The following is a 17,319-nucleotide window of genomic DNA, read 5'->3' as shown; positions in this document are numbered from 1 at the left end:
TCAAATGCAAACTCTTGCCACCACGCCCATCACCGCCCTAAAAGGGGTAGGCGCTAAAGTGGCCGAAAAGCTGGCTAAAATTGGCTTATTTACCTTACAAGACGTGCTGTTTCACTTGCCGCTGCGTTATGAAGACAGAACACGGGTTTACAGTGTGGCAGAGTGCCGTCCGTTTACTCATGTTAGTGTGCAGGGCGAAGTGAAAAGCGCCGACATCCAATACGGCAAAAAACGCATGTTAGTGGTGAAGCTAAGCGATGGTACAGGCACTATTACTTTACGCTTTTTTCACTTTGGCGCAGTGCAGCGCACGATGATGACACCGGGCAATCTAATACGATGTTTTGGTGAGGTTCGCACTGGCAAGTGGGGCATTGAAATGATGCATCCCGAATTCAAATTAATTGATGAAGATGCACCGCTAGAAGCAGAATCCTTAACACCTGTTTACCCCACTACCGAAGGGGTAAAGCAACTCACCCTGCGAAACTTAACCGACCAAGCGCTTAAAATGTTAGATAAAGGCGCACTGGCCGACTTACTGCCTGAAGGTATGTACAGCGACCAGATAAGCCTAAACGAAGCATTGCATGCGGTACATCGGCCAGCCCCCGATACCGATGTGCATGAAATGGAAGAAGGGCTTCATCCTGCTCAGTATCGATTAATTTTAGAAGAGCTTTTGTCACACCATTTAAGTGTATTAAAAGTACGTAAGCTTTCAGATGCGCAGCCAGGCATTAGCATTAAGGTCGACAAGCCTCTTATTGAAAAAATGTTGGCCCAATTACCGTTTTCTCCCACAGGGGCACAGCAGCGGGTAGTAGCCGATATTCAGCAAGATATGCAACACCCCAGGCCCATGATGCGCTTAGTACAGGGTGATGTAGGCTCAGGGAAAACCTTAGTGGCCGCCCTTGCAGCGCTATCTGCTATTGGGGCTGGGCATCAGGTTGCGCTTATGGCACCCACCGAATTACTTGCCGAACAACATGCGAATAATTTTAGAGAATGGTTCGCACCGTTGGGGATAGAAATAGGGTGGCTAGCCGGTAAGCTTAAAGGAAAAGCCCGCACCGAAGTGTTAGCGCGGCTTGAAAGTGGCGATGTACAAATGTTGGTGGGCACCCACGCGATTTTTCAAGAAAGCGTAAACTACCAACAACTCGCGTTAGTGATTGTGGATGAGCAGCACAGATTTGGTGTACATCAACGCCTTGCGCTTCGAGATAAAGGCGAACAGCAGGGGCGATACCCGCACCAGTTAATTATGACGGCCACCCCTATACCTCGAACGCTGGCCATGACTGCCTATGCCGACCTAGATACCTCAGTAATCGATGAATTACCTCCGGGAAGAACCCCTGTGACCACAGTGGTATTGCCGGATAGCAGGCGAGGGGATGTTATTGAGCGTGTTCGCACAGCCTGCAAAGAAAACGGTAGGCAAGCCTATTGGGTTTGTACCCTTATTGATGAATCGGAAGTGTTGGAATGCCAAGCCGCTGAAGATGCTGCGGTTATCCTTCGCACAGCACTACCTGAACTTAACGTAGGTTTAGTGCACGGGCGCCTAAAGCCAGCTGAAAAACTACAAGTAATGGCTGATTTTAAAGCCGGTGAGCTCGATTTACTGGTGGCTACAACCGTTATTGAGGTTGGGGTAGATGTACCCAATGCCAGTATTATGATTATTGAAAACCCCGAACGATTAGGTTTAGCTCAGCTACACCAACTTCGCGGGCGAGTAGGGCGTGGGGCGGTAGAAAGCCAATGCGTACTTATGTACCAAAGCCCTTTGTCTAAAACGGCTACTCAGCGATTAACTGTGCTGCGAGAATCTAACGATGGGTTTTATATTGCCCAACGAGACTTAGAAATTCGTGGGCCAGGAGAATTTATGGGTACTCGTCAAACCGGTATGGCGGAACTTAAAATTGCCGACTTAGTGCGAGACGCCGCGCTTATTCCCAAAGTACAAGAAATTGCCTATACCTTATGGGAGCAATATCCTTCCCATGCACAAGCCATTATCAACCGCTGGATAGGGCACAAGGAGCAATATGGCCATGCTTAATACTTTGCCTCTTGTGATTGCTAGCACCGAAGGCGATACCCACTTTGAAAGCGACAAAGCCCTCGCGCTAACGATCAGTAAAAACTGGGGTTTTGCGATTGAAGAAAAGCCCGTTGAAGGATTTTATCTGCAAGTCAGTCACGATGTACTTGGGCTTGCTGATGCGAGCGAAAAGAAAACACTGCCTGTTGAAGTTGATTTTGCTTCCCCGGCTAGCTTATATCGCAAAGCCCATGGCGGCGGTAGAAAAGAGCCTATTGTAAAAGCGGTGGGGTTGAAAGGTGATGTACTTAAAGGTGCAACACCTTGGCACGTAGTAGATGCTACGCCGGGTTTAGGCAGAGATGCATTTGTGTTAGTTAGCGTAGGCTGCAAGGTCACTATGATAGAGCGTTCACCCATTGTAGCCGCGTTGCTTGAAGATGGTATTCGACGTTTACAACAGCGCTTCCCAGAACTTGCAGAACGATTAGCACTACAACATGGAAATAGTGCCGATGTAATGCAATACTGGAATGGTGAAAACGTAGATGCGATTTACTTAGACCCTATGTTTCCGCATAAAAAGAAATCAGCCTTGGTGAAGAAGGAAATGCGATTGTTTCAACAATTGCTTGGACACGACCCCGACGCCGACGCGTTACTCGCGCCTGCGTTGGCATTAACGTCGTCTAGAGTAGTGGTAAAACGCCCTAATAGTGCAGAAGTGCTAGCAGGAAAAAATCCATCAATGGCAATAGAAAGTAAAAAACATAGATTCGATGTGTATTTACGTCAAAAATCCTAGGAGAGCAGCATGATAGAAGTAGGTAGCACCTTGCCAGAGGTAGATTTCAGCCTTTTAGTCAATGGTGAGATGACAAACCCCGGCACTGCCGAGCTTTTTAACGACAAGCGTGTAGTAGTGTTTGCAGTGCCTGGCGCGTTTACGCCAACCTGCTCTCAAGCACACTTACCAGGCTATGTGGCATTGGCAGATAAAATCAAAGCGAAAGGCGTAGATACGGTTATTTGCTTATCGGTTAACGATGCGTTCGTGATGGACGCATGGGGAAAAGCGAATAACGCTGAAGAGATTATGATGCTGGCAGACGGCAACGGTCATTTCACTAAGCAAATTGGTTTAGACATGAATACCAGCGACTTTGGTGGCTTGCGCTCAATGCGTTACGCCATGTTAGTTGAAGACTGCGTAGTGAAAAAAATCAGTGTAGAAGATCCAGGTCGCTTTGAAGTCAGTGATGCCGAGAGCATGCTAAAAAGCTTGTAACAGCAAGTTCAATACTAAGCACTAAACCTATTGAAAGGCTTGAGCATAATGTAACGCAATGCTCAGGCCTTTTTTGATCGCCAAATTTACCGTCCAAGCCCAATTAGCATGCCTAAGTTAGCGAGCGTCATAAAAATATAGATAGATTTTTACGATTGCCTAGTCTGAATAAAGTTGATCGCATAGTGTCGTTAAAATGTAATATAACTATGTCGCAAACAGCCAGTGAATAGCGGTTATACGATGAATTGCTAAACGCAACTTTCGGTGCAAACACCGTAGTTACTGACTTTAATGTCAATTTGGTAATGCGAAAGTATGTCATAATCATACGTCGAGTTACCTTTACTTAATTAATGATAATAAGTATCATTTGCATAATTAAAAGCGTACTAGGAAAAGTGATGACAACAACAATCAAGAAGCTAAGTGCCTCGGTATTAGTATTAGCAGTGACCTTATCATTGGGTACAAGCAGCGCCTTTGCAAATGGTGTAATCAGCGAACATGTAAACAATCTTCAAGCTCATATTGGTGAGTACACAGAAGAAGTGCACTGGTTAGAAGAAAAATTCGGCAGTGTTGTTGATGCGTACGAAAAAGACAGCAAAAACGTAGACACAGACGTGTTAATTGAATATTGGGAAGAAGTTGATTTTCATTCTGCGATAGAAACTCAGTACGTACCTGTTTATGCGTCTATATGGCAGGGTATCTATGGCATTAAAATGGGCATCGAAAACGGCAAATCTGTAGAAGACGTTCGCGCAGAGCAAACCAAACTTAATCAAGCCTTGTGGCAAGCGTTAGGCGCAGTTAAACTTGCGTCACAATATCAAAAGCAGGGTTTGGTTGCCAAAGTACAAACCACTGAAGTTGAACCAACCACCGCGCCTGAAGTTATTGACGATATTAAAAAGCGTTTAGATCGCGTAGTCGCTAAATCGGCAGAGCAACTGACTGAAGTTGCCACCACCTTGGTTCACGATACTTACTTACAACGCTTTGAAGGGGTAGAAGGGGCGCTAATTGAATTAGACGCCGACCTAGTTGAAGACTTAGAAAAAGACTTTAACGTAACCCTTCCACAAGCAATTACTGGCGGTAAAGGCGTAGAGGCGGTTCGTGGTGTAGTGGAAACTATGCAAACGAAATTAGATCGCGCTCGTTCCTTGTTAGTAGAAGCAGAAAAAAGTCGTAAAGACGTTTTCTAAGGAATAGTTTTTTCAAATGCAACGTAGAACATTTTTACAAGGTTTAGCCGCCGCAGGTGCGTTAGGTAGTTTACCTGTTAGCAGTTTGAGCTTTGCCAACACCATTGCAAGTGTGTCGGTAGAATCCCTTCCTAAGTTGGAAGGTGATCTCACCCTTTATTTAGGGCGTGGCGAAGGTGGTTTGTATGAAAATGTGCTCGATGCCATTAAAAAACGTAATCCAAAGCTTAACCTAAAAATTAGACGCGGCGCTTCAGCCGCGTTAGCCAATACCCTTGCTGCAGAAGCAAAAGCAGGGGTGAAGCGCGCCGATTTATTTTGGGCGGTAGATACCGGCAGTATTGGCATGGTAACCGATTCAGGTTTAGCGAAGCCGTTACCTACCGACTTAACCACGCAATTGAAAGACGGTTTCCAATATCCTAGCTGGACACCCGTTACCGGCCGTATTCGTACATTGCCGTATAACACAGAGCGGGTAACCCCCGATCAAATCCCAGATAGCGTAATGGCCTTAGCTGATAGTGATTTAGCGTTGGGTTGGGCTCCGGCTTATGCCTCATTCCAGTCATTCGTTACCGCTATGCGCATTTTAGAAGGTGAAAAGGCCACGGCCGATTGGCTTAAAGGCGTTAATAGCAAAGCGAAAAAATACGCAGGCGAACTTGGCGTAGTCATGGGCGTTGAACGGGGCGAAGTGGATATGGGCTTTGCTAACCATTACTACACGTTGCGCTTAAAAGCCGGTAAGCCAAACGCTAATGTTGCCCTTGCCTATACGCAAAACGATGCAGGCTGTTTAGTCAATGCTTCGGGTATTGTGGCATTAAGCGAAGGTGATTTACCTGTTAACTTTATCCGCTATTTACTGAGCCGCGAAGTACAAGGGTATTTGGCAAGCGAAGCGTACGAAATTCCGTTGGTACAAGGTGTTACACCGCCGCAAGGCTTACCTGCATTATCTGAAATATCGCCACCCGATATGGATCTCAGAAAACTAGCAGATTTACGCCCCACGCTTAACCTTATGCGAAAAGTCGGGGTGCTGTGAGCAACTGGCCAAAGTCGTACCCGCTGGCTCTAATTATCGCGTTAATGGCATTGTTGCCAGTAGGCGTTTTATTTTCGTTAGCATCAGATAGCGCAGAAATTTTCGACACCCACAACTTGCGCGTACTCGGCAACACCGTATCACTTATGGTGCTGACTATTATTGGCTCGGTACTTATAGGTGTGCCTCTAGCGCTCTTTACTGCTTACGTGCAAATGCCGTTCAAACGATTTTGGCTAATTCTTTTAGCTGCGCCCTTAGCCTTACCCAGCTATATCGGTGCGTTCGCCATGTACTTTTCTTTTGGCCGTGGCGGCGAAATAGAAAACGTATTAGGAATTACCACCCCCAGTATTGATGGTTTGTGGGGCTCGGCCTTGGTGATGTCGTTGTACACCTACCCCTTTGTGATGATGACCACACGGGCGTCGTTACTTAGCCTTGATGCCAGCCTAATCAATGCGGCCCGCACCCTTGGTGTATCTTTGTATAAAAGTTTGTGGCGCGTGGTATTACCTCGTGTAGCCACCAGTATTGCAGCCGGTGCTTTATTAGCCGCACTTTATGCACTGTCTGACTTTGGTACGCCTGCCATCATGGGATTAGACACCTTCACCCGCGTTATTTTTGTCGAATACAATGCCTTTGGCTTAAGCCAAGCTGCCATGCTGAGCTTGCAGTTAATGGTGATTGTAGGGTTGATCTTATTCATTGAAAGTCGTATTGGCGGCGCCAAAGAACGCCCCGGCAGGCATTTAAGTTTATGGCCAGCCCGTTGGCAACGTAACCTTATGTTATTAGCGGCAATGCCTATATTGTTGCTGGCTATTGTATTGCCTCTTGCGGTATTCACTCTGTGGCTAATACGGGAAGGTACCGGTGGGTTTGAATTTAGTTATGCGTGGAATTCGGCTTATGCGTCTTTCCTAGCTGCTATTGTGGCTGTTATTTTGGCTATACCCGTTGCCCACGCGGCTATTGCAGGCAAAGCTGGACGTTTAATGGAACGCATTACTTATTTTGGTTTTGGCGTACCTGGCATCGTGATGGGTACTGCATTGGTTTACGTTGGCCTTCAATTACCTTATTTGTATCAAACCTTGGGTTTATTGGTGATGGCGTATGTTCTACGCTTTATACCCCTTGCCGTAGGCAGTGTGCGTAGTACCGCAGAGAATTTAGATACCGGATTAGTGAAAGCAGCACGAGTGTTAGGGGCTAGCCCTCGCGAAGCATTTATGCGCATTACGTTGCCACTTACCTTAAGGGGCATGATAGCCGGTGCCGCTTTGGTGTTTTTAGAAGCCATGCGAGAATTACCTGCCACCCTAATGTTGGGGCCAACGGGGTTTGAAACCTTAGCCACCTACATGTGGCGTGTGTACGAAGCAGGTTACTTCGGCCGTGCTGCTGTACCGGGGTTATTGCTGGTATTGTTATCGGGCTTTGGATTAATATTAATGCTTTCTGGCGAACGCCGGGCCCAGTTTACCGTTTCCGAGGATGATCGTAGTTAATGCTTAAAGTGAGTGAGTTGTCAGTTAATTATGGTGCTACCCGTGTAGTGAATAAGCTCAACCTAGAATTAGGTTCAGACGAAATTCTCATGCTGGTGGGCCCAACAGGCTGCGGTAAAACCACTATCTTACAGGCATTAGCAGGCCTTATCCCTATTTCAGAAGGGCAAATGACCCTTGGCAACTGGACCGCCACGCCGAAGAAAACGGTGCCTCCTGAAAAACGCAATGTAGGCATGGTGTTTCAAGATTTCGCACTGTTCCCTCATTTGACCGTTCAGCAAAATGTTTGCTTCCGTTTAAAAGATACTAAGCTTGCCGATCATTGGCTAAAGCTTCTTGGCCTTGAAGATTTTCGTGATGCTAAGCCTGCTCGTTTATCGGGTGGTCAAAAGCAACGTGTTGCACTAGCCCGTACCTTGGCACACGGGCCGGCATTTGTTTTATTAGATGAACCCCTATCAAACCTAGACGCTGCCTTAAAAGACAGCCTTCGTTGGGAAATTCGCGATGCCCTTAAAGCTGCAGGCGTGCCTGCTATTTGGGTAACTCACGACCAAGAAGAAGCCTTAAGCGTAGGTGACAGGGTAGGGATATTAAATAAAGGCGTACTAGAGCAACTTGCAACCCCAGAAGCATGTTACTCAGAGCCCGCCAGCCGTTTTGTGGCTCGATTTATGGGTGAAGCTAGCTTTATTCCAGGTACCTTCGATAACGGCATCGTTACCACTGACATTGGCACTGTGCCTGGCACATCAGTAGATGGTGCTAACGGCAAGGTAGACTTGTTAGTGCGCCCTGACGATTTAAGTTTACGTGCAGACCATGAATGCCCCAATGGCACTGTAGATTGGGTACGTTACGAGGGGGAAAGCCGCCTTTATGCCGTAACCCTAGACAGCGGCAGCCAGTTAAAGGTACGTGTAAGCCACGAAAACGCCATGAAACCGGGTGCGCGAGCACACATGGCACTCATCACTACGCATCCTTTAGCGGTGTTTTCGCGAGCATAAACTTTCGCACTCGAAGACTAAAAACCCCTATCTACCAATACACTACACCAGTGGTTTAAAATTAAACTGCTGGCACACATTGTAGCCCCCCAGCATTTACGTATAATTCAGCTCGTTTTTGCCCTATGCCTTATTATTAGACAGTTAGGGTAATTAGAACGATATTCCAAGTCAGGTACAGCAATTAAAGGTGAGTAGTGTGAAACAGCGTGATGTAATTGTGATTGGTGCTGGTGCAGCAGGGCTGTTTTGTGCAGCGCAAGCCGGTGCCCGTGGGCGCAGTGTAGAAGTGCTCGATCACGCCAAAAAAGTAGGTCGTAAAATCCTTATGTCTGGAGGCGGACGCTGTAACTTCACCAATATGTACGCTGGCCCTGAAAACTTTCTATCGCAAAACCCACACTTTTGTAAGTCGGCATTAAGCCGCTACACCCAATGGGATTTTATTGGATTGGTAGCAGAGCACGGTATTGCCTATCACGAAAAAACACTCGGCCAGCTATTTTGCGACGACAGCGCGAAAGATATTGTAGAGCTCCTGCTAAAAGAGTGTGATAAAGCGGGGGTAACTATTACCACACGCTGCGACATTGTAAGCGTTGAAAAAACCGAATCAGGTTACACGCTTAACACTTCTTTGGGTGAATACCAATGTGAGTCACTCGTTATTGCCACCGGCGGCTTAAGCATGCCGAAGCTAGGCGCAACACCATTTGGTTACAAAGTGGCAGAGCAGTTCGGCTTAAATGTGCTACCCACTCGCGCAGCTCTAGTACCTTTCACCCTGCAAGATAAAGACAAAGACGTATTAGCCGAACTCAGCGGCATTGCCATAGACGTAAATGCACAATGCAACGACACCTCATTCCGTGAAGCTATGCTGTTTACACATCGCGGCCTAAGTGGCCCAGCCATGCTACAAATCTCAAGCTATTGGGAAGCTGGCGATGCGTTAAGTATTAATACGCTCCCAACTGAAGATGCGCAGGCGCTTATTAATACGGCGCGCACCGACACGCCAGATGCCCTACTGGCAACCTGTTTAAACAAAGTGTTCCCCAAACGCATGGTACAAAGCTTTATTGAATATCATCAATGGCGCAATGTACCGGTGAAGCAGCTGAGCCACAGCGAATGCGAGGCTATTGCTAACACGCTAGAAAACTGGCAAATAAAACCAAACGGCACCGAGGGTTACAGAACCGCCGAAGTTACTATTGGTGGTGTAAACACCAATGAGCTATCGTCTAAAACCATGATGGCTAAAAACGTAGAAGGCCTTTATTTTATAGGCGAAGTGGTAGATGTAACCGGTTGGTTAGGGGGCTTTAATTTCCAGTGGGCTTGGAGCAGCGGCTGGGCAGCCGGGCAGGTGGTGTAGTTGACAATGATTAGTCAGAGCAAGTAGATTAAATGGTTAGCTATGCGCTTGAGTCAAAGCAATAGTTTTTCAGGAAGAGGGTTTTGATATCGAAAATATTTTACTATTCCTCTGTCGATACATTATCTAACCTCAAGACAACAGGGACGGTCAAGAGCGATGAAAGACATGCAGTTCAGAAGGTTATTAGCAAAAAAATTTCATGAACATGTATCTGACGCCTATTGTTTATTGTACTTGCATTTAGAGATAGGGGGGTACTTTAGTCAGTATGCCAATGAGCTATCTAGTGATGAATATGGAGATTACTCAGTCTTTACCCCCACAGAGCGTTCAGACTTTTTAAACGAATCAGGTCTTATGTCCTCTTTTCGGAAAATTGAAGAAGGCGGGTTCAAGGAAATAAACAAGTACTTTGAAACAGCGAACCTACTATCAGTTTTCGTGTTGATGGATGAATTTTTGCATGAAAACTCCAGAAAGTCTCATGAGACCATTGACATTATTTACGACGATATTCGTCATACTGTTCACCTATTGCAAAGCGATATATCTCATAACGACTTTATAACGACAAGAAAACAACGAGACAACCCAATTAGGGTAATGCATTGGAATCATATTCTGACAAACTCTTTTAGCTTTGCATTTGATTTTAAAGCGTTACCAGAGTCAGCATGGACAAATTTTCATAGTAAAAATCGAGAAACACCCAAGATATGCGTATGTAGTTTTGAAAGTGCAGGTGTTGAGTTTGAAATTGACAGAGGTGAGACTGACGTAAGCTTTTTAGCTAAAGATATTCATCCAAGTGTAGATCGCTTTGCTGAAGCTGAGAAAGTCTTGCACTACGCCGTCGAAAATGATTGTGACATTGTTATATTTCCTGAGCTAACTATTCCCAATAATATAGTTGACGAGATAGCCTGCTGGTTAAATACCAATAGAAATAGAGAAAATTCAAAAGGTCATGGGATAAGCCTAGTGATCGCAGGAAGCTTCCACAAATATAACCGTAAGAAAGATGCGTATTTTAATACGTGTACTGCATTGGATCATACCGGCTCAATCGCTTTTACTCATGACAAGATGACTCGATTTACAGGTGACGAAAAGTATGGGGTAGAAAAAACTTCTACAGGGCGTTCCTTGGCAATTATTGAACTCCCATTTGGCAGAGGAGTTACCCTAATATGCAAAGACTTCTGTGACGACAACATGAGAATGCACGATTTTGCTCATCAATCTGGGGTAGATTATTTCTTCGTGCCCACAATGGGAGGTGAAAGCACTATGAAACTCCATGAAACGCGCGTTAAGGCAATCTACAGAATGGCTGGGCCCGTAGTGGCTTTAGTTAACCAAGAACTCGGTGATCCTACCGACAATGGGGCTAGTTCTATTTATCATGGCTTCTTGAGGGGGGAAATAGGAAAAAAAAGTACAATCTCTCGTCTTGGCTATGAATCTTTTGGTAAAGATGTTACGTAGTAAACATTGTAATTGTTTACTAACCAAACTATAGTTATTTCACTTTCTAACATAGGTGACATCATGGTTACGCCAAACGCTCCATCTTCGAAAGAAGAGTTGGAAGCAGTAGAACTATTATCTTCGTTTAAAAATACTGGTATTGATCGTATCGAAGAACTTCCTGATGCTATTTTAAAGTTAAGAGGTTTTGTTAAGACGATCCCAGAATTTATTACAGATTCATTTATTCCATTTATTGAAAGCTTTTTTGATAGGCTTATTGAATCAGCATCTACTGATCAACTGACTCCTCAACAAATTCTTAATGTAGATGCAACATTCGCAGCATCACAGTTAATTTTGAGAGCAGTAGATACCGATCTGACATACGATAAAAATATTGCTTGGCGGACATATAAGCATATTTTTAATGTTCTCGTAAAACAAAAATTATTTAAAGATGAGATAGTTTTTTTATCAAAGCGAAGCCAGCATAGAGGTATTATTCGTTTAGCTTACAATGAGCCTTGCACAGTTCAAGATATAACCAACCAATTAGGTATAACACCTAAACAGAGAGTTTCTAGAATTACAACAGAACTCAAAAGAATGGGGACTATTTCAGAACGACTAAGTGCCACTGATGGGAAAACAAAAGAATATAGCTTAACTGAAAAAGGGAAGAAGGCTTATGTTCTAGTTCGAGAGTTGGAAGGTGAGCAAAAAGTTGAGTACCTAACAGTGAACCACATAAGACCAAGAGAAGCTATTTCCCAAACTTCCGGTCGAATAGTGCCGAGCTTCCATCAGGTTCCACATCAAGTTAGTGTTTCGGAGCAACCTCGAAACACCGAACTGACGAACGTAATACAAGAAGCGTTATCAGATAGTTGTAGAGCAAGTGATTCTTAATTTTTTATATAAAAAATTGGCAGTATTTTAGTTTGACGCTAAAAAGGCCTGAGTTCGATAAAATATCGAAATCAGGCCTTAGTTGTTGTTTAGCCATGAATCCAATGTATTTGTAGGCTTCTTAGTTCGCCCTTCTCATATCAGAATCAATGTCTAATTGGTCTCATTAACCAAAATAACTTTACGATGTGGGAATGGAATTTCAATGTTCGCTTCATCAAGCCCTTTCTTAATTTGCTCAGGCACTGAGTAACGAATATCGAAGTAGTGCTGACCTTCACAGAACGGACGTACAATGAAGTCTACCGAGCTGTTGTTTAAGGTTTCTACTTCAACAAACGGCGCAGGCTCTTTAAGTACATGGGGGTGTTCAGCGAGCACTTTGTCGATAACGGCGCGTGCAGCATCAATACTTTCACCATAAGCAACACCAAAGGTCATATCTACACCGCGAATTTCATGGTGTGAGTGGTTGGTAATTTGCTCGCCCCAAATTTGGCTATTTGGAATGATAATGTGTTGGTTATCGAAGGTTTGCAAAATGGTAGTGAACATATCTATTTCGGTGACTTTACCAAACTTGCCTGCTGCTTCTACAAAGTCATCTACTTTGTAAGGGCGGAAGATAAGTAGCATAACGCCAGCGGCTAAATTAGACAGTGTGCCTTGCAGTGCTAAACCTACGGCAAGCCCCGCGGCGCCAAGTAGTGCAATGATAGATGCGGTTTGTACACCAAAACGGTTAAGAACGGCTATGCCTACAAAGGCTAAGATGGTGTAGCGTATTACGCTACCAAAAAACTTAAATAAGGTGTCGTCTAATTGGGGGTATCTACCGGCTAGTGCAACCATGCCCTTATAGGCTTTACCTGCTACCCACATACCTATAATTAATATAAGTAGCGCAAGTAGTATATTAGTGGCCCACGCTAGTGCGCCAGGGAGATACTGATCAACATCAAGTGATGCAATAAATTCTTCCATGCTCAAATTCCTCATAACGATTGATTATTCTTTAATGATTCGTAAGGGTGCTTCAAGCCGCTATGTTATAGGCCATAAACCACATTAAAGGTATTCATCAATAGTATGAAGCTGTGAAAATAAAGCAGCGAAATACACAAGGATTTCACTACTTTATTTTGATTAATCAGATAATTAAACGTTTTTAAAAGGTATAGCGAACAAAGGCTGCAAACACCTCGGAATCGGAAAATTTAGTATATTCACCGCCAACTGCTATCGAATCCCAGAAATATTGCGTGCCTAACTTATAGGCTTTTTGATCAGAACCTTCATCCCATTTCTGCCATTCTAATCCGCCATAGACTTCCACATTGTTTGCTATCATATGTCGAATATTAGCCTCACCGGTAAGGTATTCGGTACCTGCTGAAACGGCATTTACACTGTCGTTTATTTTAATATCAATTTCACCATAGCCGACTTTACCGTCCAGTACTGTGCGATTTGAAAAGCGGTGAATATAGCCAACTGCCACTTTCCAACGGTCGACATCCATGTTTACCCCTTGGGTTTTATCATCAGCGGTAAAATATGTGGCTTCACCAAAAACGTTCATTCCAAGTACTTTACTTGCCTTAAATTCAAAGCCTTTCGGAGTAAACATATCTAAATCGGCGAATTCCGTTTGCACTAGTGAAACCTGTGCAAAGTCGTAAGAAGGGACATTAATAATGGGTTTGTCAGCCGCAAATACAGCACTTGCTGCTAAAAAACAGGTTGGAGCGATAAGAAGTTTATACATTGAATATCCCTATTAGGTTGGGGAACTAATAAGAAGAATAGGGGATGTGAGATGAACGAAAAATGAACGCTAAGTTAATCAATATTCAGGTAAAAAGAGGACATTTTCACTTATGCCTAGCTTTTTTAAACATACTGCATCGATACCACTAGATGCCCCCCACAAACTACAGGTAAATCGTTTCGTATTTGATTGGCGCTAATTTTTGCAGAATTTGATTCTCTTGTTGATAGGTTAAGCCAACATCACGCATCGCGTCTTGCACATACTCCACTAAAATATAAAACTCTCGCTCTTTAATATTTAAGTCTTTGTGGGTCTCTAGCATGGCCTTGCCTTCGTAAACACAAGGGCCGCCAATAAGCTCGCACGTTTGTGATACCAGTTGTTTGCGTAAATGACTTTTTGGAACACCATTAAAGTAATGCCCTATAACAGGGTCTTTATAGATGCGATTAATGGCAACACCAAACACAGTATTAAGGGTTTTACTGCCACCGATTTCATCGTACAGGCTGGTAGCGTTTTGGTTGGCAGTGTGCGTGTTAGAACACCCACTGATGCTGCCTAACAGAATAAAAAGTAGCGCAATTACGGCTGTCGTTATTCTTGTTTTGTGTAAATAGGTACTCATCATCACCAACTTAAAAATTAGCAGTGGCAGTTAGATAGAAGCCTGTCGAGCTAGGCTGCATAGGCAAGTTGCCTAAATCTACATAAGCTGCGGTGAGGGAAAATGACTTATTGGGAAAGTAAGCAATGAAGGCGTCGGTTACCGTATCTTCTTCTGCTAGCCCGCCTAGGCGATTGGTTTGCGTTCTAAACTCAACGCCGACCACGGTTGACGGGCTGGTTAGTAGCGCCAAAGAACCTTCCCATTCCAGTTTATAACTATCGTCATTTTCACTAGCAAAACCAAGTAACCCAAAGGTGTTTGCTTTGGTATAGCGGGCGGTCAGATTGGTCAATAGGTTGAAACCGTTAATATGGCCTAAATAAAGCTTGGTTGCAGAAACAAAAACATCAGTACCGCTATCATCTTTAGCCCCAAGTATGCGCGCTACACCTTGATTAGGAAGCGGGCCGGTGCCATCGGGCAATAGAAGCGTGGTATCAAAATCTCGGTGTTTTTTATATTGTGCGCCAATAGCCACTTGGGGTACCCAAGTGCGTTGGTTAAAAACGCCATCACCCAATATTTTCACTTTTGCAGACACAATATCTATGTCGATACGGGTAGATTGTGCGGCGCTAATTGCCCCATCGGTAAGTAAGCTGAAAACATTGCTGGTAATGCCAGATGAAATATCTAGAGTTTGTCGTTGTACGCTTAATTCAACGCGATCGTAAATGCCAAGGCTGGCACCAAAGGTGGTTAAGGTGTAGTCGTTTAAATGAAGGTATTGAACATTCGCGGTACCGTTAATTTCTTCTTTACTGCCATAGCCGCTAATAAAGGCCCAAGGCGTGATACCGCCACCAGCGGTGCCTTCAAATCCAGTAACGCCGCCCGTTGCAGTTAGGCGAGAGCCCGTGTTTGCACTGCTGAAAAATGAAATTAAACAAAAGCCTAGGCAAAAAAATGTTGCTTTAATCATAAATTCCCTTTCTTGAAGCTTACCTAAATAATAGGTAAGTTTTGTCAGAAATAAAGCCTTACTCGTGCTTTTCCTAAGCTGCAACCGTGAAGCGATTTTTGCCAGCCCGCTTAGACTGGTATAGCGCTGTGTCGGCAGACTCCATCATCGATTTCACATCTAAGGCAATAAGCTTGTTTTGATGATGATAAGCCACGCCCAAGCTCGCGGTTACACTAAAATCTGCGCCTTCTTTAGTGGTAAACCGGTGACTCCTGATATTTTCAAGGATTCGCTTGGCTATTTCTTTAGCTTGTAGCAGTGTGGTGCGGGGAAGGGCAATTATAAATTCGTCTCCCCCAATACGTGCAATAACGTCATTAGTACGTAGTGTATTTGCCGCTGTGTGTGCCACGGTTTTAATGACTTCGTCGCCTACGTGATGACCAAGGTTGTCATTAATGTGTTTGAAGTTATCTATGTCGAAAGAGATGAGTGCCAAGCCTACGTGACTGGGGTTCAGCTTAACTAGGTTGTGCTCGAAATAATCAAAGAAGTAACGCCGATTGTGTAAGCCAGTAAGATCGTCTCGAATAGAAAGGGCCAATAGCTTTCTTGAGTTTTTATATTGGAAAACCACAAAAATAAGTAACAGTGCAAAGATGACTACTACGCCTACCAGCATCATATTTTTCTGCCGTACTTTCAGCGATTGCTCCCTGGCCGTAGCCGCTTGAAGTTGTGTTTGTTGTTTTAGGAGGGCAATTTCTTTGTCTTTACGCTCGGCTTCCATTGTGGCTTGTACTTGGGTGACATATTCTGAATTGTTTAAACGCTGCAACTCAAGGAAGTCTTTGTAATACCTATGAATAAATTCAAAAGCCTGCTCAAAGCGATTATCTTTAAATGCCACTAAGCCTGCAATGTAATCAAGCTCTAAGTGCCACTGCGTATTGTGCAATGCTTCTATGCCGTTAAAAATAGTGCGTGCTTTCGATAAATCTTGTTTAGCCTCAGCTAAGTTATCAAGGGTTAAATTGCATAGGGCGCGTTTTTTGTAAAGTTCTGCGTTGTAATCAATGGGGCCCGATAAGCCCAGCGCATCATCAATAGCACCAATAGCAGCGTTACACTCTCCTCTTTCTGCCATTGTCATAGCACGGCCATAATGCAAATAGAAATTTTCGCTGTGATTATTGGTAAAATTCAACGCTATTTCGTAACGGTCAAAGTAGGAAAGTGCATCATTCCAATTTTCTAGCTTTCGGTTCACCATAGCTAAGCCCAATAAGGTACTGGCAACATGGGGTTGGTAGCCAATGGACTCGAAGAAGGTAAGTGCACCTTCGTAATACTCAATGGCTTTTGTGTAATTACCTAAATAGTTATAGGTGTCGCCTAAGCTCTCTTCTAACAACCCATTAAAAAAGGGGTTGTTTAAAATGACGAGATTTTTATAAGCATCTTGCAGTATGAGGGTGGCCCGGTAGTAGTCTCCGGAAAGTGCGAATCCGTAACCTAACTCTCTAATAGCAAGCACGTAAATAGTACTGTTAGGCTCTTCTTTAGCGACTTCAACTGCATACTTCAGCGTGTCGATAGCGCCAGAAATATCGCCTGTTTGGTGCATCCGGCTCCCTTTTAAATAAAGCCATAGTGCATTTTGTTCGTTCGTCATCACATTGGTGAAGGTTGCGACAGTGGCAAGGGTGGCATCCATTTCTTTGTATAAGGTTAATACACTCTCGGTTTGGGCTTTTCGTAACAACAGCCAAACTTTGCCTTCATCACTGAAGTCATTTGACTGAGCAAGTGTGACTAATTTTCGGTAGGTTTGCTGAGGGTTTAGAAAAATAGCATTTTCAAAGTCGTGTAATGCATTTTCACTAATTGTGCCTGGCATAGTGTCAGAAACAGGTACCGCTGTAGTTGCGGTATCAAGAGTTGCAGACACAGGAAAAGAAAGGCTAACCAGCACCCCCCAAATGGCGAAAAGCATCAAGAAACAGGTGCGTCTATGTACTACAGCCAAAAAAAGCCCTCCGAATGGCTACAACCTTGCTTAA

Annotated in this window: 15 protein-coding genes; 10 read left to right on the top strand and 5 right to left on the bottom strand. The window is 44.2% G+C overall.

The annotated features are described in order from the left end of the window. The first annotated feature begins 4 nt into the window (after nt 1-4). The 10 genes from recG to AMBT_RS17885 all read left to right on the top strand — a co-directional run bounded on the left by recG (nt 5) and on the right by AMBT_RS17885 (nt 11,908). Nucleotides 5-2,077, top strand: a complete 2,073-nt coding sequence (recG, locus tag AMBT_RS17930) for an ATP-dependent DNA helicase RecG (protein ID WP_013786064.1) — start codon at nt 5-7, stop codon at nt 2,075-2,077. Further along, nucleotides 2,070-2,864, top strand: a complete 795-nt coding sequence (locus tag AMBT_RS17925) for a class I SAM-dependent methyltransferase (RefSeq protein WP_013786063.1) — start codon at nt 2,070-2,072, stop codon at nt 2,862-2,864. The genes recG and AMBT_RS17925 overlap by 8 nt, the downstream gene beginning before the upstream one ends. A 9-nt stretch (nt 2,865-2,873) precedes the next feature. Continuing rightward, nucleotides 2,874-3,347, top strand: a complete 474-nt coding sequence (locus AMBT_RS17920) for a peroxiredoxin (RefSeq protein WP_013786062.1) — start codon at nt 2,874-2,876, stop codon at nt 3,345-3,347. Nucleotides 3,348-3,751: 404 nt separating this feature from the next. Continuing rightward, a complete protein-coding gene (locus AMBT_RS17915; protein ID WP_013786061.1) occupies nt 3,752-4,561 on the top strand; it encodes a hypothetical protein in 810 nt (269 codons plus the stop codon). 16 nt (nt 4,562-4,577) lie between these two features. Beyond that, nucleotides 4,578-5,612, top strand: a complete 1,035-nt coding sequence (locus AMBT_RS17910; RefSeq protein ID WP_013786060.1) for an extracellular solute-binding protein — start codon at nt 4,578-4,580, stop codon at nt 5,610-5,612. Next, nucleotides 5,609-7,129 carry an ABC transporter permease gene (locus AMBT_RS17905; protein ID WP_013786059.1) on the top strand — a complete coding sequence of 507 codons (1,521 nt, stop codon included), beginning with the start codon at nt 5,609-5,611 and terminating at the stop codon, nt 7,127-7,129. Before AMBT_RS17910 ends, AMBT_RS17905 begins: the two co-directional genes overlap by 4 nt. Next, entirely contained in the window at nt 7,129-8,142 is a 1,014-nt protein-coding gene (locus tag AMBT_RS17900) for an ABC transporter ATP-binding protein (RefSeq protein WP_013786058.1), read from the top strand. Before AMBT_RS17905 ends, AMBT_RS17900 begins: the two co-directional genes overlap by 1 nt. A 199-nt stretch (nt 8,143-8,341) precedes the next feature. Continuing rightward, nucleotides 8,342-9,523 carry a BaiN/RdsA family NAD(P)/FAD-dependent oxidoreductase gene (locus tag AMBT_RS17895; RefSeq protein ID WP_013786057.1) on the top strand — a complete coding sequence of 394 codons (1,182 nt, stop codon included), beginning with the start codon at nt 8,342-8,344 and terminating at the stop codon, nt 9,521-9,523. Between the two features lie 159 nt (nt 9,524-9,682). Further along, nucleotides 9,683-11,014, top strand: coding sequence for a nitrilase-related carbon-nitrogen hydrolase (locus tag AMBT_RS17890; protein ID WP_013786056.1), 1,332 nt, complete (start codon nt 9,683-9,685; stop codon nt 11,012-11,014). A gap of 63 nt (nt 11,015-11,077) precedes the next feature. Next, nucleotides 11,078-11,908 carry a winged helix DNA-binding protein gene (locus tag AMBT_RS17885; RefSeq protein ID WP_013786055.1) on the top strand — a complete coding sequence of 277 codons (831 nt, stop codon included), beginning with the start codon at nt 11,078-11,080 and terminating at the stop codon, nt 11,906-11,908. Nucleotides 11,909-12,061: 153 nt separating this feature from the next. Here AMBT_RS17885 and AMBT_RS17880 read toward each other — a convergent pair whose 3' ends face one another. From AMBT_RS17880 to AMBT_RS17860, 5 genes are all read right to left on the bottom strand, one after another. Further along, the gene (locus AMBT_RS17880; protein WP_013786054.1) at nt 12,062-12,892 is read right to left on the bottom strand and encodes a mechanosensitive ion channel family protein; all 831 of its coding nucleotides are present in this window, start codon (nt 12,890-12,892) and stop codon (nt 12,062-12,064) included. A gap of 184 nt (nt 12,893-13,076) precedes the next feature. After that, nucleotides 13,077-13,676, bottom strand: a complete 600-nt coding sequence (locus tag AMBT_RS17875; protein WP_013786053.1) for a porin — start codon at nt 13,674-13,676, stop codon at nt 13,077-13,079. Between the two features lie 166 nt (nt 13,677-13,842). Continuing rightward, on the bottom strand, nt 13,843-14,310 hold the full coding sequence (locus tag AMBT_RS17870; RefSeq protein WP_013786052.1) for a group I truncated hemoglobin: 468 nt from the start codon (nt 14,308-14,310) through the stop codon (nt 13,843-13,845). Nucleotides 14,311-14,320: 10 nt separating this feature from the next. Further along, nucleotides 14,321-15,274 (bottom strand): DUF3034 family protein, encoded by a 954-nt coding sequence (locus tag AMBT_RS17865; RefSeq protein ID WP_013786051.1) that lies wholly within the window; start codon nt 15,272-15,274, stop codon nt 14,321-14,323. A 73-nt stretch (nt 15,275-15,347) separates the two neighbouring features. Further along, nucleotides 15,348-17,285 (bottom strand): diguanylate cyclase, encoded by a 1,938-nt coding sequence (locus tag AMBT_RS17860; protein WP_148259125.1) that lies wholly within the window; start codon nt 17,283-17,285, stop codon nt 15,348-15,350. Nucleotides 17,286-17,319 lie beyond the last annotated feature (34 nt).

The organism is Alteromonas naphthalenivorans, assembly GCF_000213655.1.
GTDB classification, from domain to species: Bacteria; Pseudomonadota; Gammaproteobacteria; order Enterobacterales; family Alteromonadaceae; genus Alteromonas; species Alteromonas naphthalenivorans.
Note: the sequence above shows the minus strand (reverse complement) of the source record. Positions and strands in the feature narration are given on the sequence as shown.

Bases quoted from the DNA above. Each gene is read 5' to 3' on its own strand.
- recG (WP_013786064.1), top strand. From the start codon at position 5: ATGCAAACTCTTGCCACCACGCCCATCACCGCCCTAAAAGGGGTAGGC.
- AMBT_RS17925 (WP_013786063.1), top strand. From the start codon at position 2,070: ATGCTTAATACTTTGCCTCTTGTGATTGCTAGCACCGAAGGCGATACC.
- AMBT_RS17920 (WP_013786062.1), top strand. From the start codon at position 2,874: ATGATAGAAGTAGGTAGCACCTTGCCAGAGGTAGATTTCAGCCTTTTA.
- AMBT_RS17915 (WP_013786061.1), top strand. From the start codon at position 3,752: ATGACAACAACAATCAAGAAGCTAAGTGCCTCGGTATTAGTATTAGCA.
- AMBT_RS17910 (WP_013786060.1), top strand. From the start codon at position 4,578: ATGCAACGTAGAACATTTTTACAAGGTTTAGCCGCCGCAGGTGCGTTA.
- AMBT_RS17900 (WP_013786058.1), top strand. From the start codon at position 7,129: ATGCTTAAAGTGAGTGAGTTGTCAGTTAATTATGGTGCTACCCGTGTA.
- AMBT_RS17890 (WP_013786056.1), top strand. From the start codon at position 9,683: ATGAAAGACATGCAGTTCAGAAGGTTATTAGCAAAAAAATTTCATGAA.
- AMBT_RS17885 (WP_013786055.1), top strand. From the start codon at position 11,078: ATGGTTACGCCAAACGCTCCATCTTCGAAAGAAGAGTTGGAAGCAGTA.
- AMBT_RS17880 (WP_013786054.1), bottom strand. From the start codon at position 12,892: ATGGAAGAATTTATTGCATCACTTGATGTTGATCAGTATCTCCCTGGC.
- AMBT_RS17875 (WP_013786053.1), bottom strand. From the start codon at position 13,676: ATGTATAAACTTCTTATCGCTCCAACCTGTTTTTTAGCAGCAAGTGCT.
- AMBT_RS17870 (WP_013786052.1), bottom strand. From the start codon at position 14,310: ATGAGTACCTATTTACACAAAACAAGAATAACGACAGCCGTAATTGCG.
- AMBT_RS17865 (WP_013786051.1), bottom strand. From the start codon at position 15,274: ATGATTAAAGCAACATTTTTTTGCCTAGGCTTTTGTTTAATTTCATTT.